We start from the raw sequence: 23,064 nt of genomic DNA, 5'->3' as shown, positions 1-23,064 counted from the left end.
CTCCTGATGATAGTTGGCCATGTCGAATCCGGCCGCCTCAAGCATCTGCCGCACGGCGCGCATGAACGGGTCGGGGCCGCAGCAGAAGATTTCGCGCTCGCGAAAATCGGGCGCCAGCAGCGGCAGCCGTATCGCGTCGATCCGGCCCATATGGCCGAACCAGCCCTCGCGGCTGGAGCGTTCCTCGATCATGAAGCCGAGCGACAGGCCCGGCATGCGGCTGCCGAGCAGTTCGAGCTCCTTGCGGAAGATGATCTCCTCGGGCTTTCGTGCGCAATTGACGAAGCCGACGTCCGTCCATGGCGCGCAGTCGTTCAGCCAACGCAGCATCGACATCATCGGCGTGACGCCGGAGCCGGCCGAAATGAACAGATACTTGGCCGCGGGGTGGCTGTGCAGCGAAAAGTCGCCCGCCGGCCCATAGGCCTTCACGTGCACGCCGGGTTTCAGATTGTCGAACATCCAGCGTGTGCCGAGGCTGCCGGCCTGCGCTTTCACCGTCACCGCGATCGAGAACGGCCGCGACGGCGAGGACGACAGCGTATAGGTCCGCATCAGCGGGCCGTCAGTGGTCGGCAGTTCCAGCGTCACGAACTGCCCCGGTCTGTAGCGGAACCAGGTCTGGTTGTCGGAGCGGAAGGTGAAGGTCTTCACGTCAGGCGCCTCGTCGCTGACGCCGATCACTTCCAGCACCTGAAGCCTGTCGTTCCAAGGCGCCATCTCGTCAAGATGGCGGTAGAGCCCGAGATCCGTCATCGCATTCACACCCTTGACCTTTCTCAGGCGACGCTGCGCAACGCCGGCCGGCCGTCCTCGGCAAGGCGCGGCCCGATGAAGGAGGCGTACCATTCGACGAACTGGATGACGCCGCCCTCATGCAGTTCAGAATAGGGGCCGGGCTCATAGGCCGGCGACAGGATGCCGAAGGCGTTTTCCTCGACGATGCGGCGGTCCTGGTCGTTGGTCTCGGTCCAGACATGGGTAAGCTCGGCGAGATCGTAATCGACGCCTTCGACCGCGTCCTTGTGGACGAGCCATTTGGTGGTGACGGCCGTTTCCGTGGCGCTGATCGGCAGCACGCGGAAGGTGACGGCATGGTCGCCGAGGATGTGGTTCCAGGTCGTCGGATAGTGGTAGAGCAGCAGCGAGCCGATACGGTCCGTGGAAACGCTGTCGGAAAGGTTCTTCCTCACCGCGCGCTTACCCGTCATCGTATAGCTGACGGCGTCGCGCAGCAGCGGCGCGCGGGTGGCGCGATACTGCCCGGCCGGATCGATGCGGAACTTGCTCGGCAAGCCCGCCGCCTCGCATCTCGCCCAGTGCGCGAGCATCTCCGGATCGCTATGGGCGCCCTGCACGCCAGTCACGGTCGGCGCTTCCGGGAATGTCTTGCACAGTTCCGGATGGTTGCCGGCGCAATGGTAGCACTCGCGGTTGTTTTCCCAGACGAGCTTCCAGTTGCCCTTCTCGACGATGGTCGATTCGAAGGCGATTTTTGCCTCCCGCAGCCGGTGCGGCAGGAGGTAAGGCTCGATCATGGCGCGCATCGGCGCGAAATCGGCAGGCTCCTTGGCCAGGCAGATGAAGATGTAGCCGCCAACGCTTTCGCAAGCCACCGGCTTCAGGCTGAACTGACTCTTGTCGAAGCCGTCCGCCATCTGCCTTGCGAACAAAAGCCGGCCATCCAACTCGTAGGTCCACTGGTGATAGGGGCAGACGAGCTTCGCCGCCGTGCCTTTGTCGGCGTTGCAGACGCGGCTGCCGCGATGCCGGCAGGAATTGTGGAAGGCATTGATCCTGCCTTGCTGGTCGCGGACCAGCACGACCGGATAGTCGCCGATCTGGGCAGTGATGTAGCTGCCCGGCTTCGGCAACTCGCAATCGTGGCCGATGAACAGCCAGTCGCGATACCAGATCAGCTCCATGTCGAGCTTGAAGAAATCGGCATCGGTATAGAAGGGCTGCTCGAGCGAATAGCGTTCCCTGCGGCCGTGCAAGAGCCTCAGCATATCGTTGCGCGCATCCATGTCCTGTCCTCATAGCCGTCGCATCGGACCGAAATCGGAATCGATTCGGAAAGCACGATGCGCAATTCAAAGTCTTGGAGCGTACTTTGTGCGTCCAAATGGACGCACGTCGCTCCAAAGACTGAACTGGTGGTGATGGAGGAAGGATCGCTCGCAGGCCGGCAACAGGCCAGACATGCATTATCCACCTCTTGACCGCCCACCGCGATCAGTCGAGTCTAGAAATCTCGGGCTGGTTTCCGGGCTCTGGAGTGTCCTTGCGGACTCATCGCGACACCTTCCCAAGCTTGTGGCCCAGTGGTCTCCCGTTGCGACTTGAACTCCACCACCGTTGCGGGGGCAGCGCCGGGTTCTGACCGGCTTCCCAATTCTCCGCTTCGTCGTCACAAAGCGGCACCTGAGATGGCGTGATCTAATCATGACGGCCGGCTGACTGTCGGCATGAAAGCGACATCGTATCCATGCGGCGCGACACGGCCGGCGAAACCTGTTGGCCGGGATTTGAGGGGGATGAAATTGCATTCGGCTGCGAGCGCTGCCGGTTCTGAAAGCATGCCGGATCTAGCCATTGCAGGGCGCCGAAATGCCTAATGATTCGACAACAACTCCAACACAGGTTTTTAAGCCGCTTCTAAAATCGAACCGAACGGTTCGTTTCTGTTGACAGTGCGTGCATGAGGCTGTGAACGCAGGTCCGGCAATCCGTCAAATGGTCGAATGGCGCCTTTGGCATAAGCCTCTGAAAACAAAACGTAAAATAACGCTATTAGGAGCATCTGGTACAATTTCAAGGTGTAGATTCTTGGTCCACACGGAACAACTTAGTGATTGGAATCCGCCGAATGGCCTTCCCACATCGGGGCTGTCCGAACGACGCGAATTCCTCCCAAGACACCCCGCTAGACGGACGGAAAATTAAAGATACTGGAGTACCAAAAATGAAAATGATTGCTCTTACTGCCGTCGCCGTTCTGGCCATCACCGGCAGCGCCTTTGCTGGCAGCGACCATTTTGGGTCCAACGGCGCCAACCAGCCGGCCGCTGCGGTCGACAACAGCTCGTACACGGCTTCCATTCAGAAGCCGGCTCACGCTGAAAAGCCCGTTGTCCAGGGCGCCGACCGCAACCTTTTCGGCAACAATTAACAGCTGATCCCAAACAGCAGAGCGGCGTTGTCTTTCATAAAGACCGCGGCCGCCGCGCTGAGGGGATACGACAATCCAGGAGTACTAGAAATGAAGAAGATCATTCTTGCCGCCGCCGCCATTCTGGCCGTCTCCGGCAGCACTTTTGCCGGCAGCGACAATTTTGGATCGAACGGCGCCAACCAGCCCGCCGCTGCAGTCGACAACAGCTCGTACACGGCTTCGATTCAGAATTCGGCTTCGGCGCAGAAGCCGGTTCCGGCTGACGAGAAGCCCGTCCACGGCAGCGACCGTAACCTCTTCGGCAACAACTAATGTCGATCCCAACAGCAGCGGCGGCATTTGCCCGCCGCGCTGGTGGAACACGAAAAATCCAGGAGTACTGAAATGAAGAAGATCGTTCTTGCGACCGCCGCCGTTCTGGCCGTCGCCGGCAGCGCATTTGCCGGCAGCGACAATTATGGATCGAACGGCGCCAACCAACCGGCCGTTGCGGTCGACAGCTACACGGCTTCGATCCAGAATTCGGCCCCGGCGCAGAATCCGGTTCCGGCTGACGAGAAGCCTGTCCACGGCAGCGACCGCAACCTGTTCGGCCGCTAACAGCGACCTGAACGCATTGGAGTAATTCCAGGAAAAGTGTATAGCGGTTTTCCGTCCGGAATTGCGGAAAAACAAAGAGTTAGAGCGGCGGGCTTTGCCCGCCGCTCTTGTTTTTTTGCCTTCGCCAAACTGCCTGTACCAAGCAGTTAGGCCGCGGGCCTCAGGCTGCCTTTGCTTCCGCTTTGTGGAGTGTGAAGGAATGTCCGTCGGCATCGAAAATATGCAGGTCGCCGGCATCGGCATTCAACCGCAGCGCAGCACCCCGCTTGACCTCGACATTGCCGGGCAGCTTCGTCACCAGCGGCAGGTCGGCGCGGCCGATGTCGACATAGACGAGCTGAACCTCGCCGAGCTGCTCGACATAGTCCACCGTGCCCTCGAAAAGATAATCCGCGCCGGTGGCGATCATCAGATCCTCCGGCCGCACGCCGAAGCTCACCGAAGCGCCCTTCACCGACGCCGGCGTGGCGATCGGCACCGTCGCCTTGCGCCCGCCGACATGACTGACGACGGTCGGGTCGCCTGATTTGTCGATCGTCGCCGGCAGGATGTTCATTGCCGGCGAGCCGATGAACTGGGCAACGAACAGATTGCCGGGTTTCTTGTAGAGATCCATCGGCGTGCCGACCTGCTCGATATGGCCCTCCTTGAGCACAACGATGCGGTCCGCCAGCGTCATCGCCTCGACCTGGTCGTGGGTGACGTAGATCATCGTTGTAGCCGGCATCGACTCCTTGAGCTTGGCGATCTCGATGCGGGTGGCGACGCGCAGTGCCGCGTCGAGGTTCGACAGCGGCTCGTCGAACAGGAAAACCTTCGGGTTGCGCACGATGGCACGGCCGATGGCGACGCGCTGGCGCTGGCCGCCCGACATCGCCTTGGGCAGCCGGTCGAGATAGTTTGTCAGCTGCAGGATTTCCGCGGCCTGGCGCACCCGCTTGTCGATCTCTGCCTTGCTCTCCTTGCCGATCTTCATCGAGAACGCCATGTTGTCGTAGACGGTCATGTGCGGATAGAGCGCATAGGACTGGAACACCATGGCGATGCCCCGCTTCGACGGCGGCACGTCGTTGACCACCTCGCCGTCGATCCTGAGCTCCCCGGAGGTGATTTCCTCAAGCCCGGCGATGGACCGCAGCAAGGTCGACTTGCCACAGCCGGAAGGGCCGACGAAGACGATGAACTCGCCCGATTTTATGTCGAGGTCGATGCCGTGGAGAATGTTGAGATTGCCGTATGATTTCTTCACTTGCCTTAGCGTGACATCGGCCATGATTCCCTCCAGTGAATTGCAAATTCAGTTAACACGCCCGAACCAGGCGCCGTAGCCGCCGAGGCGGATAGAGCCGACGCCAGTCTGTCCCGAAAACCCGTGCCCCGGCAAGGGTTGCAGCGAGCGTCCGCCGAGATCGATTTCGCCCGGTCGGCTGCCGAGATTGAAGGCGCAGACGATCTGCTCGTTGCCCTCGCGGCGCGTGAAGGCGACCGTATCGCCCTGGCTTTCGATGAAGTCTATTTCGCCCTTGGCCAGCGCCGGATGCGAACGGCGGAAAGCGAGAAAGCGCCGGTAGTGTTCGAGCAGCGAGCTGTCGTCGCCCTGCTGCACATCGACCGCTTGCGAAAGGTGCTTGGCGGGCACGGGGAGCCAGGGCTTTACCTTGGAGAAGCCGCCATTGCCGTCGGCGCCATTCCAGACCATCGGCGTGCGGCAGCCGTCGCGGCCCTTGAACTCCGGCCAGAAGCGGATGCCGTAGGGGTCCTGCAGGTCCTCGAATTGCAATTCCGCTTCGCCAAGGCCAAGTTCCTCGCCCTGATAGATGCAGACCGAACCGCGCAGCGACATCAGCAGCGCCGAGATCACCTTGAGATAAGCGATCTGGTCGGCCTCGCCCGCCGCCCAGCGCGAGGCAGTGCGCATCACGTCATGGTTGGAGAAGGCCCAGCACGACCAGCCGTCGCTGGCAACGTTGCCGAAGGCTTCCAGCACCGAACGCACCTTTGCCGCGCTGATCTTTTCGGGCGCCAGGAAGTCGAACGAATAGCACATGTGCACGCGCTTGCTGCCGGCGGTATAGGCCGCCACCACCTCGAGCCCGCGCTGCGAATCGCCGACTTCGCCGACCGCCGCCGTCGCCGGATATTCGTCGAGCAGCGCGCGGAAGCGTTCGAGGAAGTCGAGATTTTCGGGGCGGCTCTTGTCGTAGAGATGGTCCTGGTAGTTGTAAGGGTTGACAGAAGGAGCGGTCTGGTCGTTGCGCTCTTCGGGCGGCAGCGGCGGATTGTCCTCCAGGCCCTGGCTGTGGAAGTAAAAGTTGATGGTGTCGAGGCGGAAGCCGTCGACGCCGCGCTCCAGCCAGAAGCGGGTGACATCGAGCAGCGCATCCTGGACCGCGCGGCTGTGGAAGTTGAGATCGGGCTGCTCGGCCAGGAAATTATGCAGGTAATATTGCTGGCGGCTGGTGTCCCACTGCCAGGCCGAGCCGCCGAAGATCGACAGCCAGTTGTTGGGTGGCGTGCCGTCGGGCCTGGCGTCGGCCCAGACATACCAGTCCGCCTTCGGGTTGGTGCGGCTCGAGCGGCTTTCCCTAAACCATGGATGGATGTCGGCGGTATGCGACAGCACCTCGTCGACCATCACCTTGAGCCCAAGCCTGTGCGCCTCGGCGGTCAGGGCATCGAAATCGGCCAGCGTGCCGAACATCGGATCGACGTCGCAATAGTCGGATACGTCGTAGCCGAAATCCTTCATCGGCGACTTGAAGAACGGCGAGATCCAGATGGCATCGACGCCGAGCGCCGCGATATAGGGGAGCCTGCCGATGATGCCCTTGAGGTCGCCGATGCCGTCGCCGTTCGAGTCCTGGTAGCTGCGCGGATAGATCTGGTAGATCACGGCACCTCGCCACCAGTCGCGGTCGATTGCGAGGTCGGGGCTCAACGTTGCTTTCACAGCGGATTGCATGATCTCAACCCCCTTTGACCGAGCCGGCAAGCAACCCGCGGACGAAATAGCGCTGCAGCGAGAAGAACACGATCAGCGGCACGACGATGGTGATGAAAGCCGATGTCGTCAGGATCTCCCAGTCGCCGCCGCGCGAGCCGAGCAATGCGTTGAGCTTGGCGGTCAGCACGATCTGGTCGCCCTCGGTGCCGAGGAAAACCATCGCGACCAGCAGGTCGTTCCACACCCACAGGAACTGAAAGATGGCGAAGGAGGCCAGCACCGGGAACGACAGCGGCAGCACGATCTTGACGAAGATCTCGAAATCACTGGCGCCGTCGATGCGCGCCGATTCCATGATTTCGCGCGGCAGGCCGGCAATGTAGCTTCTGAGGAGATAGATGGCGAAGGGCAGGCCGAAGCCGGTATGCGCCAGCCAGATGCCGAGATAGGTTTTCGACGGCACGCCGAAGAAGCTGCCGACGCCGTTGTAGAGCTTCAGCAGCGGGATCAGCGACATCTGCAGCGGCACGACCAAGAGGCCGATGATCACCGCGATGAGCAACGCCCGGCCGGGAAAGCGCATCCAGGCCAGCGCATAGGCCGCGAACGCCGCGATCAGGATCGGGATGACCGTCGCCGGAATGGTGACGGTCAGCGAATTCATGAAGGAGCGGCCGATGCCTTCCGAAAACAGCACCGTATTGTAATTGTCGGTGGTGAATTTCGGCGGCGCCGACGAGGCGTAGTAGACGCGCTGGCCGCGCTCGCCCTCAAAGGGCTTCGGTGAGGTCATGACGAAACTGCCGTCGGCGTTGAGCTGCAAGGTCTCGCCGTCGCCAAGATCGGCTGTCGTGCCGGCGGGATATTGCGTCGGCGCCGCCGACTTGACGCCGAAGGCGCTGATGTCGCGGGCCGGATCGTCGCCGAAGATGTTGCCCTCGAGGACGAACTTGCCGTCCTTCTCGACTTGCGCCGAGGCGGGTGGCAGCCGGCCCGCTTCCGTCTGGGTGGAACTGGCGAACGAGTTCCACCAGCCCGAGGCGATGATCTGATCCTTGTCGCGAAGCGATGAGACGAGAATGCCGAGCGTCGGCACGGTCCAGATCGCGACGAAGATGAAGACAGCGATATGGACGCCGAAACGGCTGGCAAAGGACTTTCCGGTCGCCACGGCCATCTCAATGTCCTCCCGTTTCTTTGTTGGCCTGGCGGATGTTCCAGACCATGATCGGAATGACCGCGATCATGATGATGATGGCGATGGTGGCGCCGCGGCCGAAATCGCCGCCGCCGCGGAACATCCAGTCGAACATCAGATTGGCCAGCACCTGGCTGTTCCATTGGCCATTGGTCATGGTCAGCACGATGTCGAAAACCTTCAGCACCAGGATGGTGATGGTGGTCCACACGACGGCAATCGTGCCCCAGATCTGCGGCACCATGATCTTCCAGAAGATCTGGAACGGATTGGCGCCGTCGATGACGGCCGCTTCCAGCGTCTCTTCGGGGATACCCCGCAAGGCAGAGGACAGGATGACCATGGCAAAGCCGGTCTGTATCCAGATCAGGATGATCATCAGGAAGAAATTGTTCCAGAACGGCAGCGATATCCAGACCTGCGGCTGGCCGCCGAAATACTGGATGATGGCGTTGAGCAGGCCGATCTGCGTCTGGCCCGCGCCGCGATACTCGTAGATGAATTTCCAGATGACGCTGGCGCCGACAAACGAGATGGCCAACGGCAGGAAGATGAGGCTCTTGGCGATGGTGCCCCACCAGATCTTGTCGGTGAGGACGGCGATGATCAGCCCGAAGAAAGTGCAGGCGGCAGGCACGACCGCCAGCCAGATGATGTTGTTGAGGATGGAAGTGCGGAACTCGCGGTCGCCGAACGCCCATTCATAATTGGCGAAGCCGACGAAGTTGGCGCCACCGCGATCGAGGAACGACAGCCTGAGCGTCTCCACGACCGGGTAGATCAGGTAGATGGTTAGGATGATCATGGCCGGGCCGACGAACAGCCACGGCCGGATCATCCCCTGCCGGCGCAGATTGTCGATGGCTGCAGCACCTGCAACGCCGCGCGACGGGAAGATGATGTCCACCAGCTTGTTGGCGCCCCAGAAGTAGGCGACGCAGCCGCCGACGCCGACGATGATGACGAATATGGCCGAGAAAATCTGAGCCGCCACGGGTCCCTCCCTCTGCGCATGATCCGCCAGTCGAGAATGGCTTTGGCGACGGATCATGCGCCGATTCAGTTGTTTGGAACGCGACCGGATGCAAGGCGGGGTCTTGCTGGTCGCGCGTCATGCCGGAATGTGCTCAAAAACAAAGATTGCTGCGGCGCGGGCCGCCGGTCGGATCCGGGCCACTGAGGCCCGGATCCATTCAGGATCGGCAGTCCGCACGTTCAGCTGGGACCGCCTACTTGATCGCGTCCCAGCTCTTCTGGATGTCAGTGGCGACATCCTGGGCGGACTTGCCGCCGACGAGATCGATCATGCCGGTCCAGAAGGCGCCGGCGCCGATCTTGCCCGGCATAAGGTCGGACCCGTCGAAGCGGAAGGTCGAGGCTTCGGCAAGGATTTCGCCCTGCTTCTTCAGCGCGTCGCTGGCATAGGCGTCCTTGTTGACCGACTTGAATGGCGTCACGAAGCCGCCTTGGGCCATCCAGATCTCATGGGCGAGCGGCATCTTCAGGAATTCGATGAAGGCGCGGGCACTCTTGCTATCCTTGGTGATCATGGCCAGCGTGCCGGCGCCGAGCACCGGGGTGCCGAGGTCGGGCTTGGAAGCATAAGGTGGGAAGTAGAAGAAGTCGGCGTCCTGGCCGATCTCAGTGCCTTCCGGGAAGAAGGTCGGGATGAACGACGCCTGATGGTGCAAATAGCATTTCGGCGGCACCGAGAACAGGCCTTTCGGGCTGTCGCGGAAGTCGGTCGCCGCCACCGCCTTGGCGCCGCCGTCGACCATCTTGTCGTCGGTCGCGATCTTGCCGAAAATGTCGATGGCGTTGACCACCGCGGGATCGCTGAATGGGATCTCGTTCTTCACCCACTTGTCGTAGGTCTCGGGCGTCTGCGTGCGCAGCATGATGTCCTCGACCCAGTCGGTCGCCGGCCAGCCGGTGGCGCCGCCCGAACCGAGCCCGATGCACCATGGCGTACCGCCGTCGGCGATGATCTTCTTTTCAAGCTCGGCGAGCTCTTCCTGCGTCTTCGGCACCTCGTAATCGGCTTCATCGAAATTGTCCGGCGAGTACCAGACCAGCGATTTCACGTCGGCCTTGTAGGGGAAGGCGAAGAAGCCCGGCTTGCCGTCCTTGTCGTTGAAGGTGCCGAGATCGACCCATGACTGGCCGGCGCCGTAATTGTCCTTGATCCAGTTGGCGGTGTCGTCGCCGAGCGGCGTCAGCAGGCCCTTGGACGCCAGATCCTGGATCAGGCCCGGCTGCGGCAGCACCGCGATGTTGGGCGGGCTGCCGGCCTGCGTGTCGATGACGATCTGCTGCTCGTAATTTTCCGACGACGAGTATTTGATCTCAGCGCCGGTGGCCTCCGAGAAATAGTCGAGAACGGTGCGCACAAGGCCCTCGTCCTCGCCGCGCCATGGCCCGAAGATCGATAGCGTCTCGCCCTTGAGGTCGACCTTCTTGAGCTCTTCGTAGTTCGCCCAGTTGAAGCGGGGGTCCTCACCCGGCTTGAACTTCAGTTCGGCTTGCGCCGGTGCGCCCAGGGCGAGCGTGACAAAAGCGGCGCTCAGCAGAAGCATTTTCGTCATAGGTATTCCCTCCCAGTGGTGACAAACACCGGACGGAACCTCCATTCCGTCCGCCGACGCCGCAGGACTGTGACTCAGTCGGAAAGGAACCGCAACCTTTCGAAGAGTCTTCCAAAGCGCTTTGGTCATTTCGATCACGCCACTGAATGGATCAGGAGTCAAGAGGGAGATAAGCTAATCGACTTAATTCTGCCGACATAAGGAGCAACTAAAGTGCGATGCAGTATGGTTTTTTGGCGCTGCAGCAGCAAATTTTGCTTCAAACCGGTCAGAAACAGTGCTTATGGTCTTAGATGCAGCAGCGCTGCCGTGGCGGGGCCGACAATCCATAGTTAGAAGCGCTTTGAGGCTTGGAGGCCTCCGGTGAACCTCAAACAGCTTTCCCACATGCTGGCGCTTTCGCAGACCACGGTAAGCCGTGCGCTCAACGGCTACCCGGAAGTCAACGAGGAAACGCGCCGGCGGGTGATCGACGCCGCCAAGCGCCACGGCTACCGCCCCAACCCGAGCGCGCGCCGGCTGGCGACCGGCAAGACCGGGATGATCGGTTATGTCTTGCCGACCGGGACGACCGTCGACATCGACCCGCATTTCGTCGAATTCCTGTCGGGTCTCGGCGACTACGCCCGTTCGCACGAACTCGACCTGGTTCTGTCACCGGCCGATGCCGACGACCAGGAGACGACCTACCGGCGTATCGTCGCCAACCAGCAGGTCGACGCCGTCTACATCTCCTCGCCGAGGCCGGCCGACCGGCGGGTGGCGCTGGTCAGCACGCTCGGCATCCCCTTCATCGTCCATGGCCGCAGCGAGGGCCTGGATTTCGACTACCCCTTCACCGACATCGACAATGAGGGCGCCTTCCACGAAGCGACACGGCTACTCGTCCAACTCGGTCACCGGCGGCTGGCGCTGATCAACGGCGACGATCGCGAGACCTTCGCCATTCACCGCGAGCGTGGCGTGCGCCGGGCGCTGGCGGCGAGCGGTCTTGCGCTTGGCGAAGGCCATGTCTGTTCCCTCGCCATGACCGAGGAGAACGGCTACCGCGCCGCCAGACGGCTGCTCGAGGGGAGCGATGCGCCGACGGCGATCGCCTGCTCCAGCCTGATCATGGCGCTAGGCCTCGTGCGCGCGGCGCGCGATCTCGGCCTGACCATCCCCGGCGACCTGTCGCTGATCGCCCATGACGACGTTTTCCCCTGGCTGAAGCCGGAGAATTTTTCGGTGCCGTTGTCGACGACGCGTTCGTCGATCCGTTTGGCCGGCGCGCGCGTCGCCGAGCGGCTGGCGGCGCGGATTTCCGGATTGGAGGAGGGCGCCCGCGGCGAAGTCTGGCCGGTCGATCTGGTGGTAAGGGGATCGGTCGCCGGCGCGCCGACGTAAGGGTCAAATCCTAATCGCTCTGAATGATGGAGTTCGACCCTCTGCGGAAGTTCGCTGGCTTTGGCCGAACTCACGCCTTACGACCCAAAGTCGGACATTCCGGGCTCTTATTTGCTTCCAGATAGCGGGCCTCACCGCGATGGCGTTTCGCGGGCCTCCGCGAGCTCCCTTCCGGCCACTGGTATTCGAGGCCGCACTGTCAGCTGCGTATCACAGGGAAAAACGCAAAAGCGATCTGTCCAGCAAGGCCGAGCAGATGGGCGGGCTCCGCATAGAGCGCCATATGCCCGATGACCGTGCGCCCCGAAAGCACCACCGATAGCGCCGCTTCGGTCAGCATCAGCAGCACGAAGGCCACCGCGCCCGTGCCCGCGGCTTCGGATAGCGATAGTTTGCGGCCACAGAGCAGCCAACCGCAGATGATCCATGCGGCGGTCAGGATCACCGGCAGCTCGACCGCCACGGCGCCGAGTTCATCCAGCTGCGGAACCAGGACCAGCATGCGGATCGTGCCGAGCGCGAAGCCGACTGCGAAGACAGAGGCGAAGTAGAGCGCGCCGAGACGAATGGCCCTCATGGGGCGATCACCGACCGAACAGGACGCCGCAGCGAGCGCGGCATCGGCTGCGCGTAGCCGAATCGCAACACGAGATCGGGCCGGCGGTTGCCAAGCCCGAGAAGGGACTGCAGTTCCCGGCGGACAGACGGCACTTCGACCGGCTGGTTCAGATGCGCGTGCCGGATGCCGAGAGCGGTCGCCTGCAAGGCAAATCGCTGGTAGCTGCGCCCCGCCTGAACCCAGTGTGCGGGATCGTCGCGCTCCGAAACGAACACGGCAAGCCCGCTGCTCGACTGTACCTGTCTTGCGTACCGGTCGTTCTCCGCATCGGGTTTGAAGAAAACACCGAACATGATCCGGCCGAGGAAGGTCGGCAGCGACGGGTTTCCCGAGCAGCCGGAATAGAGCCCGTCACCCATCTCGATTGCCGCGCGGGCGTTAAAGCGCAACCAGGATCCCAGCTCCTCGGCAAAGGCCGGGTCCGAGACTTGGCTAGCGTTTGCTGCAAGGATCAGTTCCAGAACCTGTTCGATCTTCGCGCGATCCTCGATCAGCAGCAATTCGCACCCGGCAACGCGCGCCGCAACTTGCATTGCGCTGAGATCGCTGCGGGGTACCGGGCGCCCGCTGAAATCCGACCGCGTGCACTGGCGTTCGAGGATCGCGTCGAACAGCCCGTCGCGGTTTCCCACCTGCCCGAGCGCGATCTCGATGCGCGCCTCGCCATTGGTAGCGAATTCCATCGCCGAGGACCGCCCCGCAGCGCCCGCCGCCAGCATCAGGTTCTCTGCTGCGCAACCCAGCGAAGCGTAGAGGTGGTGGTGATCGGAATCGGCCACTGGCAGGGCGCGTGCCATGTCGGGTAGGATCGCAACCCCCTCGGTCGTCCGGCGGAAGCGCCAAGCCTGCGCATTGTGGCTGTTGGCGGCGAGTGTGGTGTAGTGCACGAGCCCCATGAACTCGGCCGGGTCTCGGTGTGACCAAAGCGCAGCGGTGGCGGCGTCGTAATCAGGTCCTCGGTTCAGCATGAGAGCGCCTCCTCCGGCAATTGCGGCAGCTCCCCCGGCAATCAGGATAGATCGGCGCGAAATCATGGAGCCCCCATTTGGCTATGGTTGACCGACGCCGTCACCGGAGAGCACCCGCCTGCGGCAGTTGCAACCGGCGGACAATCAGCGCGTCGGCGGCGACCAGGATGAGGAGCGAGAAGATCGCTGTGGCAAGAAGCGGCACCTGCGGGACTGCATAGCCGCCGAGCTTATCGGCTGCAGCAAGCGCCTGCACGACACCGTAGACGCCCAGGAAATTGTGGAAGGCAATGGTCGCGTAGACATCTCGCGAGGCGAAGAAGAACGCGCTCGTCGCGAGGCCCACAACTGTGAGAAGCACGACCATGCCGATCGTGTCGAACGGAGGACTGTGGGCGAAGTGGTAGACACCGAAGAGCAAGCTTGCGACCACCGCGGCACCTGCAGCAGCGACCCAGCGGGAGCCGCCGAAAACCCCCTTGAGAACGCCGCCCACCAGTGCCCAGCACACGAGCACCTCGGCGACGGAAACGACAAACACCTGGGCATAGGCGTTGAGGATCACCATCGGGTTCGTGGAAGGCGCTCCCTGAATGAAATAAAGTCCGAGCCCAAGGGCAGCGCCCATCGCGATCCACGGAATCGAAGGTGAGCGCCGACCGAAACCCGTATGCTCCTGGTTCACGCCGCCGGAGGAGATCACGAACCTCAGCATGAGAAGCGCGCCTACGATGCCGATCGCAAGATTGGCGACCACCACATAGACGAGCCGGTCAAAAACGGCCTCGGGCCTCAGCAGCGTTTGGATACGCCCTTCGAGAAAGAAGGTCGCGGCCGTCCAGACGACATAGAAGGCAAGCGCCAGGATTATTGCGTTTCGCACCTTGACCGGCATTCCGAGTCTCCCGGCTGAACAACTGCCGCCAGTGACTATCAATGGATGAGCGGCCTTGCGTTGATTTCCATCAAGACCCACAGACAGCCGGACTCCGCGCTGCCGTCTGGCTACCCGCCCGGTCGGGATACGCGCAGTTGAGCCAGGTCAATGGCCTCGGGAAAACGGACAGGTAGATTGTCGGCGATCGATCTGCGGAGCATGCCATGTCCCACGCCGCATCCCGTCGCGCGGCAACCAGTCAGGATGCGAGCGCCATCCTGCCGTTCCTGCTGATCACCTTTGGAATGGCCTGGGCTGATGGGGCTCTACTTGGCCATGCCCGACCGGATCGAAGCTAACTTCGGTCCGGTTAGCGGCAGCTATCCGTTGTTCATCCTGGCCGTCTACGCCCCGGCCATCGCGGCGGTGGTTCTGGTGCTCCACCACGGCGGGATAGCCGGGCTGAAGGCGTTTCTTTCGCGCCTGTTGCTGTGGCGAATGGCGGCGGGTTGGTGGGCCTTTCTCCTCCTCGGCATTCCAGCCGTCTATTTCCTTGACGCGGCCCTGGCGGCACGCTGGCGGGCTGGGCCGGAAGCCTGCCGGAGGCGGGCCCGTTGTTGGCGGCAACCGCCTTCATGCTGGTCCTCGGCCCGGCGGAGGAATTCGGCTGGCGTGGATTTGCCCTGCCGCTCCTCCAGCGCAGGATGGCGCCGGTCCGGGCCGGACTCGTCCTCGGGCTGATCTGGGGCGTCTGGCACCTGCCGGCATTTTATCTGTCGGGGCTAGTGCAGAGCGAGTGGAGCTTCATGCCCTTCCTCATAGGCTCCGTCGCCGTCAGCCTCATCCTCACGGCAATGTTCAATGCCGCACGGGGCTCCATCCTGCTCGCCGCGCTGTTCCACTTCCAGCTCAACAATCCCCTTTGGCCGGACGGGCGGCCCTGGGATATGTATCTCTTCGCCGCCGTCGCCGCGGCTGTCGTGTGGATCGACCGCAAGCGGATGTTCAGCCGCGCAGGAGCGGCGACCGATGTGATTCCCGGAAGCGACAAACCGTTGCGGTAGATCAAGGCGCGTCGCGTCGAATCAAGCAGGCTACGCTTCGGCGAGTGCCGCCGGTCGCTGTTGCGAGCCGGTGAGCCGCGCCTTGTTCTTGCCGTCGGGGTCACATCGAATGCGCAGCCTGCTCCTGGCCCTCTTGATCGTGCTGGTCGCGTCTGCGGCGGCGATCTGGTTCCTGGTCGACCGCGACTTGAGGGAGCTCGAGGCTCGCCTGCTGGGGCGAAGCCAGTTGGTCGAAACGTCCTTCGGATCCATAGAGTATGCCTCCCTTGGCAACGGCCATCCGGTCCTCGCCATCCATGGCAGCGGCGGCGGCTTCGATCAGGGGCTGGAGTTTGTCGGCCCCCTCGCGGACCATGGCTTTCGCCTGATCGCGCCCTCGCGCTTCGGCTATCTGCGCACGCCGGCCCCCGCGGACTTCACGCTGGAACAGCAGGCGGACGCCTATGTCGATCTCCTGGACCATCTGGGTCTCGACAAAGTTGTCGTCTTCGGCGGGTCGGCGGGTGCGCTGTCGGCGATGCAATTCGCGATCCGGCACCCCGAGCGCTGCGAGGCGCTGGTGCTTCTCGTTCCCGCATCCTATGCGCCCGACCGGCGGCCGACCGAGTCGGGGGCCGAAAGTCGTTTCGCGGAGACCGTCATGATGACCGCGTTGCGCTCCGATTTCCTTTTCTGGAGCGCCATCCGGCTTGCGCCTGATGCGATGACGCGCCTCATTCTCGCCACAGAGCCGGCTCTGGTCCATGCCGCCAGCCAAAAGGAACAGGCGCGCGTGCGCGCCGCTCTTAAACACGTCCTGCCGGTGAGCCGGCGGGCCGAGGGGCTCTTGTTCGATTCCCGCACGGCCGGCAATCCGCCGCCGATGGAGTTGGAGAAGATCGCCTGTCCCGTGCTGGCCATCAGCGCCGAGGACGATCTTTACGGAACCGCGGCCTCCGCCCGCTATGTGGTAGCGAATGTCCCAGCCGGAAAACTGCTCCTGTACCCGCGAGGCGGCCATCTCCTCGTCGGTCACAGCGAACAAGTCTGGCGCTCCGTCGCGTCTTTCATTGCGGAGGTATTGACCGATGTGAATGTTGCAGGGGGGATCCCTCATGACTGGCGACCAGCTTGTCTGCCGTCCCGAGCGCATTCCGAGACCTTCGGTGGAAGTTTCCCGGATCAGCCGCACCTGGATGTGTTTGACAATTGTCAGACGCGATGTGCGAAGGACCGCTAATTGGGCACCCTGCCCGTTGAGGCGGATCGGGCGAACGACAAAAGTTCCACCCATTTCGGTCGTTGGCGGCAGCCAGTTGATTGAGTTTCGACATGCATAAAAGCAGAAGCGTTTAAGCCTACGCCTATTCTTTCGCTGCCTCGGCCGCCTTTGTGTCCAACAGGCCATAGCCGAAATCATTGTCCCGTCCCTTGGGGCCGAGATCCCTGGCGGTGGCGGCCAGCGCCTTCTCGACCCAGTCGGCGGAACGGTCCGGCGCAGCATGCAACAGGTTGGCGATGGCGCCGGTCACGATGGCTGCGGCAAACGAGGTGCCGGTGACCACATCCGAACCGGCGCCGCTCGGCGCCACCATCTCGACGCCGGGAGCGGAGAGGAAGACGTAGGCGCCGCGATTGGCCTGCTGCATCAGCCCGTCCTTGGCATCGGTGGCGGTCACCGCGATGACGCCGTCGAAGGCGGCCGGGTAGCCGTAGGGCGCCTTCGGTCCATTGTTGCCGGCGGCGGCGACCAGCACGATGCCGAGCGCCCGGGCATTGCGGCAGGCGACGCCGAGCAGATCGTTCTTCGGGCCGACGAAGCTCATATTGATGATGCGGACATCCTGCTCCGCCGCCCAGTCGAACGCCGCCAGGATGATGTCCATGGTCGATTTGCCGCCCTCGAAGGCGCGGGCGTGATAGATCCTGGCGCCCGGCGCCATGCCTTTGAGTGCGCCGACGCCGGCGATCAAGCCGTCGATCGAGGTGCCGTGATCGCGCGCCTCGATCGGCACGTCGGGCATGGCGTCGAACTGATCGGCGATGACGCCGGACAGCGCCGGATTGGTATCGTCGATGGCGGTATCGATGACGGCGATGCGTACATTCTCGCCGCTCGCCTCTCTCGAATCGAGCGCGATGCGTTCGAAGGCATAATTGACTACGGTGGCTGCCTGCTGCAGCGCGTAGATATGGTTGGGCTCGCGCCGCAAGGTGCGGCCGTCGGCGGCAAGCTGCGCCAACACGACGCCGACCGGGCGGCCGTCGGGAATGCCGAAGCGCACCAGCGTGGTGCCAAGCAGTTGAGACTGGCGCTGCGAGCGCACCTCGAGGCCAAACGAAGCTGCGATCTGCTGGACGGCATCGCCATCCACCGTCACCAGCACCTCGTCGGGCACGAAATCACCGATGACGGCGCGCGGCGGCTCGGCCGCGACGAGATCGGTGGGCGAAACGATCGGCCCGCCCGCTGCGGCGGCTTGTATCGCTGTCGCACCGGCGGGCGGGACCGGCTGCGGCAGCGCACCGCTGGCCGGATCGCGGCGCGGATCGGGCGTCGGCAGCGGAGCCTGGTCGCCGCCGACCGGATTGGGGAACAGGTCGACGATCAGCGCGGGAAGAAAGACAGCACCTGTGGGGCCGGCGCCAGGCTTTTCGCCGCCGCCATCCTTTGTGTCGTCTTCGATGCAGTCGGCCGCCGCCGTCCCTCGGTTGAGGCAGTCGATTTCCGTCTGCGTGAGGTTCGGGTCATTTGTCTGCGCCAAGGCAGGCGCAGCGGCGATTGTCGCAGCCGTCACCAGGAGCGCTGCAAATCGGACGACCGCCCTAGGCGCCATCGACCGGTTTCCTTCCCTCGACCACAGCCTCCGCAAAAGGCTGGGCGGCAATAAGGCCGAGCACTTTTTCATAGTCGGCTGCAGTCGTGGCCGGGATGCCAAGGCGGAACACGCCGTCCGCCGTCGGCCCGCCGGCAATCTTCAGCTGGTGTTCGCCAAGAAAAGCGACAATGTCGGCCATCTTCGCATCCAGCTTGAACTTCACCAGCGCGAACGGCATTTTCGCCAGATCGCCTTGCTGGCCGGCAATTTCGAAATCGCTGTCCATGCCGCCGGGCTGCTCAAACGACTGCACGACAACAAGCGCCAGCAGAGCCGCGGCTGCAGCCCAGGCGACACCGGCCGGCACCGCGGTGAAGCGGCCCCACATCTGCGCCAGCCAGGAGGATGCCGCCGGCGCGCGCACCGGGCCGGCCTCGGCGTCGAGCGCCCGGGCGAAGCGGCTGAGCGCACCGGCCGGCGGACGGATCGCCTCATTGGATGCTGCGGTGCTGGAGAATTCGGCTTCGGCCTCGCCGAGTGCGGCAAGCGCTGCCGGGTCGGTCGCCAGCCATTCCTCGACGGCTTCGAGCTCCGCACCTTCAAGCGAGCCGTTCAGGTAAAACGGCAGCAGCGTTTCCATTTCATCGCGGCGCGACATCTTTTCAGCGGCGCTCATGGCCACCCCCTGTCGTAACCGGCGGCCTTGAGGGCCTCGCCGAGTTTCTTGCGGGCGTAGAACATCCTGGTCTTGACGGTGGCGACCGGAATGCCGAGCACCTCGCCGATCTCGCTCACCGACTGTCCATGGTAATAGGCAAGGTCGATCACCGTGCGGTGCTCTTCCGGCAAGGCATCGACAAAGCGCCGCAAGGCGGCGCCCTTGTCTTCCTTCATGGTGACGACTTCCGGCGTATCGGCGCCGTCGGCGATCTGGGCCGCGTCATCGTCGTCGATCCAGTCTTCCTTTTTCTTGCGCAGCGACGACAGCGCCTTGAAGCGGGCGATGCCGAGCAGCCATGTCGAGACTTCCGAGCGCCCCTCAAAGCCGGGCGCCTGGCGCCAGAGTTCGAGAAACACCTCGTTGGCGATATCGTCGGCCATCATTTCCGATCCCGTCTGGCGCACCACGAACCGATAGACCCGCGCGTGGTGGCGCATGAACAGGAGCCGCACGGCGGCACGGTCGCCCTGCGCGACCCGGCCGACAAGCGCGCGATCGGTCTCCGTCGCTGCCATCATGGCCGGTCGAGCCGCCTGGCTCCTGTCTGCTCTGTCGCCGATCGGCCCCAAAAGGTTCACCGCTTTCCGCCCGGATTCTCTGAAAGCTAGCCGAAGAGCGGCAACGTTGCCAGAGATCTCCTTCTCCCGTCTCTATACGGGGAGAAGGTCCCGGCAGGGGGATGAGGGGCGGCGCCAGCGCTCGCTGTTCACACTGAGCGTTCGCGCTGCCCCTCACCCTTACCCACTCCCCGTAAGGGACGGGGAAAGGGGGCGCGAAGGTTGGTGGTCGCCTCCATCAGCTCAAAAACGGCCGTGCCTTCATTGTCGCGGGCACCGGCACGCCAAGGCGCGCAAGCACCGTCGGCGCAAGCTGCAACTGGTCGAGCAGCGTATCGGCCTCCGGACCCTTGCCCTGTCCGAAATAGTACAGAGCAAAATCCTGCATCTCGTCGCCATGGCCGCCATGATGGCCGCGATCGGTCTGGCCGTGATCGGCGGTGACGATCACCTCGTAGCCGGCTTCCCGCCAGCGCGGCAGGAAGGTGGCCAGCATGCCGTCCATCGCATAAACGGCATGGTCCATCTCGTGGCAGTCGTGGCCGAAGCGGTGGCCCATCGAGTCCAGCGTGCAGGTATGCAGGATGCCATAGTCGATGCCGTGGCGCCTGGTCAGCATGGTCAGCGTCGCGAACAGGTCGATGTCGCTCGGCGTCATCTGGTTGCGGGCGTTGTAGCCGGTCATGGTGTGGAAACGGCCATGCGTGATCGGCCCGCCCGGCTCGTCGAATTCCATATCCTCGACCAGATCGAAAGGATAACCCCGGAAGAATTCGGACCAGTAGGAATGGGTGACCGCGCCGGTCTTCCCACCGGCCTTGCTGACCTCGGAGAAGATATCCGGTTGCTCGACGCGAAACCGGTTCTCGTTGGTCAGGATACCATGCACCTGCGGCGCCACGCCGGTGTGGATCGAGGCATAGCAGCAGGCCGAGGTCGACGGCAGCACGGAACGCATCTTCCAGACACGTGCTTCGCCCGATAGCACCCAGCCTTCGAGATTGCCCATCAGCCGGCGCCAGTTGCGGTAAGGCACGCCGTCGAGGATGATCAGCAGAAGTTTTGTCGTCAGCGCCACCGGGGTGTCTAGTTCCCCGCGCTGGCCATGCGCCGTCCCTTGATCGCCTTTTCCAGCCAGCCAATCTCCATTTCGGGGACTGAGGACAAGAGAAGGTCGGTGTAGGCATCGAACGGCGGCGCCAGCACCTGGCTCTTAGCGCCGTAGCGCACCACCTCGCCGCGATACATCACCGCGATCGAATCGGCGATCGACTTCACCGTGGCGAGGTCGTGGGTGATGAACAGATAGGCGACGTTTTCCTCTTTCTGCAGCTCGAGCAACAGTTTCAGGATGCCGTTGGCCACCAGCGGGTCGAGCGCCGAGGTCACCTCGTCGCAGATGATCAGCTTCGGCTTGGCGGCGAGCGAGCGGGCGATGCAGACGCGCTGCTTCTGCCCCCCGGAAAGCTCGGCCGGGTAGCGGTCGATGAAACCCTTGCCCATCTCGATTTTGTCGAGCAGCTCGGCGACGCGGGCGTCACGCTGTCTTCCACGCAGACCGAAATAGAATTCGAGCGGCCGGCCGATGATGGTGCCGACGGTCTGGCGTGGGTTCATCGCCACGTCGGCCATCTGGTAGATCATCTGCAATTGCCGCAGATCCTCCTTGGGCCTGTCGGCGAGCCGGTTGGCGAGCGGACGTCCATCGAAGGTGACGGTGCCCTCTTCGGGCGGCAGAAGGCCGGTGATGGCGCGCGCCAGTGTCGACTTGCCCGAACCGGACTCGCCGACGACAGCCAGCGTCTGGCCCGGATAGATGTCGACCGAGACGTTCTTCAGCACCTTGACATGGCTGCGGCCATAGGCGGCGGTGATGTTCTTGACAGACAGGAACGGCGTCGTGCCGGGCTTCTGCTCCTGGTGCTCGATCTCATGCACCGAGACCAGCGCATTGGTGTACTCTTGGCGCGGTTCCTTGATGATCTGGCGGGTGCCGCCCCATTCGACCAGCCGGCCGTGACGCAGCACCATGATCTCGTCCGAGACCTGGGCGACGACAGCAAGATCGTGAGTGATGTAGAGCGCGGCGACATGGGTGTCGCGGATGGCGTCCTTGATCGCCGCCAGCACGTTGATCTGCGTCGTCACGTCGAGCGCCGTGGTCGGCTCGTCGAAGACGATCAGGTCGGGCTCGGAGCACAGCGCCATCGCTGTCATCACACGCTGCAGCTGGCCGCCGGACACCTGGTGCGGAAAGCGCTCGCCGATGCTTTCGGGGTTCGGCAGGCTGAGCTTCTTGAACAGCGCGACGGCGCGTTTTTCGGCCGCGGCTCGTGCCGCCGTGCCATGCAGTAGCGTCGCCTCGACCACCTGGTCCATCAGTCTGTGCGCCGGGTTGAAGGCGGCGGCAGCCGATTGCGCGACATAGCAGACCTCGCGGCCGCGCAGCTTGCGAAAGCCCTCCTTGCCGCCCTTGAGGATGTCGCGGCCGTTGAGGATGACCTGGCCGCCGGTGATACGCACGCCGCCGCGGCCATAGCCCATCGACGCCAGGCCGATGGTCGACTTGCCGGCGCCGGACTCGCCGATCAGGCCGAGCACCTTGCCCTTTTCGAGCGTCAACGAGACGTCGTGGACCAGCACGATATTCTTGGGCGCCTCACCCGGCGGGAACACCGTGGCCTCGATGCGCAGATTGCGGATGTCGAGCAGCATGGACTTTGGTCGCTGGTCGGCCATTACCCGCGCCCTCCCTTGAGGCTTGTCGTGCGGTTGAGCACCCAGTCGGCGACAAGGTTGACGGAAATCGCCAGCATCGCGATCGCCGCCGCAGGGATGAGTGCCGCCGCTATGCCGAAAACGATGCCGTCCTTGTTTTCCTTGACCATGCCGCCCCAATCGGCGCTAGGCGGTTGCACGCCAAGGCCGAGGAAGGACAGCGTCGACAGGAACAGCACCGCATAGATGAAGCGCAGGCCGAGTTCCGAAACCAGCGGCGACAACGCATTGGGCAGGATCTCGCGGAAGATGATCCACATGCTGCCCTCGCCGCGCAGCTTGGCCGCCTCGACGAAATCCATGACGTTTATGTCGACGGCGACCGCTCGCGACAGGCGGTAGACGCGGGTCGAGTCGAGGATACCCATGACCAGGATCAGCGTCACCAGATTGGTTGGTAGCACCGAGAGCACGACCAGGCCCATGATCAGCGTCGGGATCGACATCAGGAGATCGACGAGACGCGACATAAGCGTGTCGAACCAGCCGCCGAAAACCGCCGCCGAGAAGCCGAGGATGGCGCCAAGCGAGAAGGACAGCGCGGTGGCCAGCACCGCGATGAACAGCGTGACGCGGGCGCCGTAGATCATGCGCGAAAGGAGGTCGCGGCCGAGATTGTCGGTGCCCAGCCAATGTGTCGCCGACATCGGTCCCCAGACGTCGCCGACGATCTCGCCATTGCCGTACGGCGCGATCCAGGGCGCGAAGATCGCTGCCAGCACGAACAGCGCCGTCAGCAGCAGGCCGATCAGCGCAGGGATGGGGATGCGTTTTATGTCGAGCATGCCCGCTCC

22 protein-coding genes and 1 riboswitch are annotated in these 23,064 nt (G+C 63.3%); of the genes, 6 read left to right on the top strand and 16 right to left on the bottom strand.

Features of this window, described 5'->3' with window-relative positions; genetic code table 11:
- Nucleotides 1–756 (bottom strand): FAD-binding oxidoreductase (locus EOA78_RS22255; RefSeq protein ID WP_127317002.1); only part of this gene is annotated, 756 nt, incomplete at its 3' end.
- Nucleotides 757–779: 23 nt separating this feature from the next.
- Nucleotides 780–2,027 carry an aromatic ring-hydroxylating dioxygenase subunit alpha gene (locus tag EOA78_RS22250; protein WP_127317001.1) on the bottom strand — a complete coding sequence of 416 codons (1,248 nt, stop codon included), beginning with the start codon at nt 2,025–2,027 and terminating at the stop codon, nt 780–782.
- Between the two features lie 212 nt (nt 2,028–2,239).
- A riboswitch (cobalamin riboswitch) is annotated at nt 2,240–2,443 on the bottom strand.
- A gap of 522 nt (nt 2,444–2,965) precedes the next feature.
- Between EOA78_RS22250 and EOA78_RS22245 the strand changes: the two genes are divergently transcribed.
- The 3 genes from EOA78_RS22245 to EOA78_RS22235 all read left to right on the top strand — a co-directional run bounded on the left by EOA78_RS22245 (nt 2,966) and on the right by EOA78_RS22235 (nt 3,775).
- The gene (locus EOA78_RS22245) at nt 2,966–3,172 is read left to right on the top strand and encodes a DUF680 domain-containing protein (protein ID WP_127317000.1); all 207 of its coding nucleotides are present in this window, start codon (nt 2,966–2,968) and stop codon (nt 3,170–3,172) included.
- A 90-nt stretch (nt 3,173–3,262) separates the two neighbouring features.
- Nucleotides 3,263–3,487 carry a DUF680 domain-containing protein gene (locus EOA78_RS22240; protein ID WP_127316999.1) on the top strand — a complete coding sequence of 75 codons (225 nt, stop codon included), beginning with the start codon at nt 3,263–3,265 and terminating at the stop codon, nt 3,485–3,487.
- Between the two features lie 72 nt (nt 3,488–3,559).
- The gene (locus tag EOA78_RS22235; RefSeq protein WP_127316998.1) at nt 3,560–3,775 is read left to right on the top strand and encodes a DUF680 domain-containing protein; all 216 of its coding nucleotides are present in this window, start codon (nt 3,560–3,562) and stop codon (nt 3,773–3,775) included.
- A gap of 160 nt (nt 3,776–3,935) precedes the next feature.
- Here the strand turns inward: EOA78_RS22235 and ugpC are convergent, their stop codons facing one another.
- From ugpC to EOA78_RS22210, 5 genes are all read right to left on the bottom strand, one after another.
- Complete coding sequence (gene ugpC, locus EOA78_RS22230) at nt 3,936–5,048, bottom strand: sn-glycerol-3-phosphate ABC transporter ATP-binding protein UgpC (protein WP_127316997.1); 1,113 nt, start codon at nt 5,046–5,048, stop codon at nt 3,936–3,938.
- A gap of 24 nt (nt 5,049–5,072) precedes the next feature.
- Nucleotides 5,073–6,737, bottom strand: a complete 1,665-nt coding sequence (locus tag EOA78_RS22225; protein ID WP_127316996.1) for an alpha-amylase family glycosyl hydrolase — start codon at nt 6,735–6,737, stop codon at nt 5,073–5,075.
- Between the two features lie 4 nt (nt 6,738–6,741).
- On the bottom strand, nt 6,742–7,896 hold the full coding sequence (locus tag EOA78_RS22220) for a carbohydrate ABC transporter permease (RefSeq protein ID WP_127316995.1): 1,155 nt from the start codon (nt 7,894–7,896) through the stop codon (nt 6,742–6,744).
- A 1-nt stretch (nt 7,897) separates the two neighbouring features.
- Complete coding sequence (locus EOA78_RS22215) at nt 7,898–8,911, bottom strand: sugar ABC transporter permease (RefSeq protein ID WP_127316994.1); 1,014 nt, start codon at nt 8,909–8,911, stop codon at nt 7,898–7,900.
- 235 nt (nt 8,912–9,146) lie between these two features.
- The gene (locus EOA78_RS22210; protein ID WP_127316993.1) at nt 9,147–10,502 is read right to left on the bottom strand and encodes an ABC transporter substrate-binding protein; all 1,356 of its coding nucleotides are present in this window, start codon (nt 10,500–10,502) and stop codon (nt 9,147–9,149) included.
- Between the two features lie 363 nt (nt 10,503–10,865).
- Here EOA78_RS22210 and EOA78_RS22205 point away from each other — a divergent pair, with 363 nt between their 5' ends.
- The gene (locus EOA78_RS22205) at nt 10,866–11,888 is read left to right on the top strand and encodes a substrate-binding domain-containing protein (RefSeq protein ID WP_127316992.1); all 1,023 of its coding nucleotides are present in this window, start codon (nt 10,866–10,868) and stop codon (nt 11,886–11,888) included.
- 199 nt (nt 11,889–12,087) lie between these two features.
- Here EOA78_RS22205 and EOA78_RS22200 read toward each other — a convergent pair whose 3' ends face one another.
- The 3 genes from EOA78_RS22200 to EOA78_RS22190 form a co-directional block, all read right to left on the bottom strand.
- Complete coding sequence (locus EOA78_RS22200; protein ID WP_127316991.1) at nt 12,088–12,465, bottom strand: hypothetical protein; 378 nt, start codon at nt 12,463–12,465, stop codon at nt 12,088–12,090.
- Complete coding sequence (locus tag EOA78_RS22195; RefSeq protein ID WP_245477640.1) at nt 12,462–13,475, bottom strand: Tat pathway signal protein; 1,014 nt, start codon at nt 13,473–13,475, stop codon at nt 12,462–12,464. The genes EOA78_RS22200 and EOA78_RS22195 overlap by 4 nt, the downstream gene beginning before the upstream one ends.
- A 100-nt stretch (nt 13,476–13,575) precedes the next feature.
- Nucleotides 13,576–14,370 (bottom strand): CPBP family glutamic-type intramembrane protease, encoded by a 795-nt coding sequence (locus EOA78_RS22190; RefSeq protein ID WP_127316989.1) that lies wholly within the window; start codon nt 14,368–14,370, stop codon nt 13,576–13,578.
- A 599-nt stretch (nt 14,371–14,969) separates the two neighbouring features.
- Here EOA78_RS22190 and EOA78_RS36495 point away from each other — a divergent pair.
- Together EOA78_RS36495 and EOA78_RS22180 are read left to right on the top strand one after the other, a co-directional pair.
- Nucleotides 14,970–15,416 (top strand): CPBP family intramembrane glutamic endopeptidase, encoded by a 447-nt coding sequence (locus EOA78_RS36495; RefSeq protein WP_206533477.1) that lies wholly within the window; start codon nt 14,970–14,972, stop codon nt 15,414–15,416.
- A 139-nt stretch (nt 15,417–15,555) separates the two neighbouring features.
- Entirely contained in the window at nt 15,556–16,635 is a 1,080-nt protein-coding gene (locus tag EOA78_RS22180) for an alpha/beta hydrolase (RefSeq protein WP_245477642.1), read from the top strand.
- 124 nt (nt 16,636–16,759) lie between these two features.
- Here the strand turns inward: EOA78_RS22180 and EOA78_RS22175 are convergent, their stop codons facing one another.
- From EOA78_RS22175 to EOA78_RS22150, 6 genes are all read right to left on the bottom strand, one after another.
- Nucleotides 16,760–18,232, bottom strand: coding sequence for a S8 family serine peptidase (locus tag EOA78_RS22175; protein ID WP_127316987.1), 1,473 nt, complete (start codon nt 18,230–18,232; stop codon nt 16,760–16,762).
- Complete coding sequence (locus EOA78_RS22170; protein ID WP_127316986.1) at nt 18,222–18,890, bottom strand: anti-sigma factor; 669 nt, start codon at nt 18,888–18,890, stop codon at nt 18,222–18,224. The genes EOA78_RS22175 and EOA78_RS22170 overlap by 11 nt, the downstream gene beginning before the upstream one ends.
- Nucleotides 18,887–19,453, bottom strand: coding sequence for a sigma-70 family RNA polymerase sigma factor (locus EOA78_RS22165; protein WP_127316985.1), 567 nt, complete (start codon nt 19,451–19,453; stop codon nt 18,887–18,889). Before EOA78_RS22165 ends, EOA78_RS22170 begins: the two co-directional genes overlap by 4 nt.
- 277 nt (nt 19,454–19,730) lie before the next feature.
- Nucleotides 19,731–20,570 carry an alkaline phosphatase family protein gene (locus tag EOA78_RS22160; protein ID WP_127316984.1) on the bottom strand — a complete coding sequence of 280 codons (840 nt, stop codon included), beginning with the start codon at nt 20,568–20,570 and terminating at the stop codon, nt 19,731–19,733.
- A gap of 8 nt (nt 20,571–20,578) precedes the next feature.
- The gene (locus EOA78_RS22155; RefSeq protein WP_127316983.1) at nt 20,579–22,231 is read right to left on the bottom strand and encodes an ABC transporter ATP-binding protein; all 1,653 of its coding nucleotides are present in this window, start codon (nt 22,229–22,231) and stop codon (nt 20,579–20,581) included.
- Nucleotides 22,231–23,055, bottom strand: a complete 825-nt coding sequence (locus EOA78_RS22150) for an ABC transporter permease (RefSeq protein ID WP_127316982.1) — start codon at nt 23,053–23,055, stop codon at nt 22,231–22,233. The genes EOA78_RS22155 and EOA78_RS22150 overlap by 1 nt, the downstream gene beginning before the upstream one ends.
- Nucleotides 23,056–23,064 lie beyond the last annotated feature (9 nt).

The sequence above is a fragment of the Mesorhizobium sp. M5C.F.Cr.IN.023.01.1.1 genome (assembly GCF_003997585.1).
Classification (GTDB): domain Bacteria; phylum Pseudomonadota; class Alphaproteobacteria; order Rhizobiales; family Rhizobiaceae; genus Mesorhizobium; species Mesorhizobium wenxiniae.
Note: the sequence above shows the minus strand (reverse complement) of the source record. Positions and strands in the feature narration are given on the sequence as shown.

Bases quoted from the DNA above. Each gene is read 5' to 3' on its own strand.
- EOA78_RS22150 (WP_127316982.1), bottom strand. From the start codon at position 23,055: ATGCTCGACATAAAACGCATCCCCATCCCTGCGCTGATCGGCCTGCTG.
- EOA78_RS22170 (WP_127316986.1), bottom strand. From the start codon at position 18,890: ATGAGCGCCGCTGAAAAGATGTCGCGCCGCGATGAAATGGAAACGCTG.
- EOA78_RS22220 (WP_127316995.1), bottom strand. From the start codon at position 7,896: ATGGCCGTGGCGACCGGAAAGTCCTTTGCCAGCCGTTTCGGCGTCCAT.
- EOA78_RS22240 (WP_127316999.1), top strand. From the start codon at position 3,263: ATGAAGAAGATCATTCTTGCCGCCGCCGCCATTCTGGCCGTCTCCGGC.
- EOA78_RS22175 (WP_127316987.1), bottom strand. From the start codon at position 18,232: ATGGCGCCTAGGGCGGTCGTCCGATTTGCAGCGCTCCTGGTGACGGCT.
- EOA78_RS22195 (WP_245477640.1), bottom strand. From the start codon at position 13,475: ATGCTGAACCGAGGACCTGATTACGACGCCGCCACCGCTGCGCTTTGG.
- EOA78_RS22245 (WP_127317000.1), top strand. From the start codon at position 2,966: ATGAAAATGATTGCTCTTACTGCCGTCGCCGTTCTGGCCATCACCGGC.
- EOA78_RS22190 (WP_127316989.1), bottom strand. From the start codon at position 14,370: ATGCCGGTCAAGGTGCGAAACGCAATAATCCTGGCGCTTGCCTTCTAT.
- EOA78_RS22155 (WP_127316983.1), bottom strand. From the start codon at position 22,231: ATGGCCGACCAGCGACCAAAGTCCATGCTGCTCGACATCCGCAATCTG.
- EOA78_RS22235 (WP_127316998.1), top strand. From the start codon at position 3,560: ATGAAGAAGATCGTTCTTGCGACCGCCGCCGTTCTGGCCGTCGCCGGC.
- EOA78_RS22165 (WP_127316985.1), bottom strand. From the start codon at position 19,453: ATGATGGCAGCGACGGAGACCGATCGCGCGCTTGTCGGCCGGGTCGCG.
- ugpC (WP_127316997.1), bottom strand. From the start codon at position 5,048: ATGGCCGATGTCACGCTAAGGCAAGTGAAGAAATCATACGGCAATCTC.
- EOA78_RS22200 (WP_127316991.1), bottom strand. From the start codon at position 12,465: ATGAGGGCCATTCGTCTCGGCGCGCTCTACTTCGCCTCTGTCTTCGCA.
- EOA78_RS22250 (WP_127317001.1), bottom strand. From the start codon at position 2,027: ATGGATGCGCGCAACGATATGCTGAGGCTCTTGCACGGCCGCAGGGAA.
- EOA78_RS22225 (WP_127316996.1), bottom strand. From the start codon at position 6,737: ATGCAATCCGCTGTGAAAGCAACGTTGAGCCCCGACCTCGCAATCGAC.
- EOA78_RS22210 (WP_127316993.1), bottom strand. From the start codon at position 10,502: ATGACGAAAATGCTTCTGCTGAGCGCCGCTTTTGTCACGCTCGCCCTG.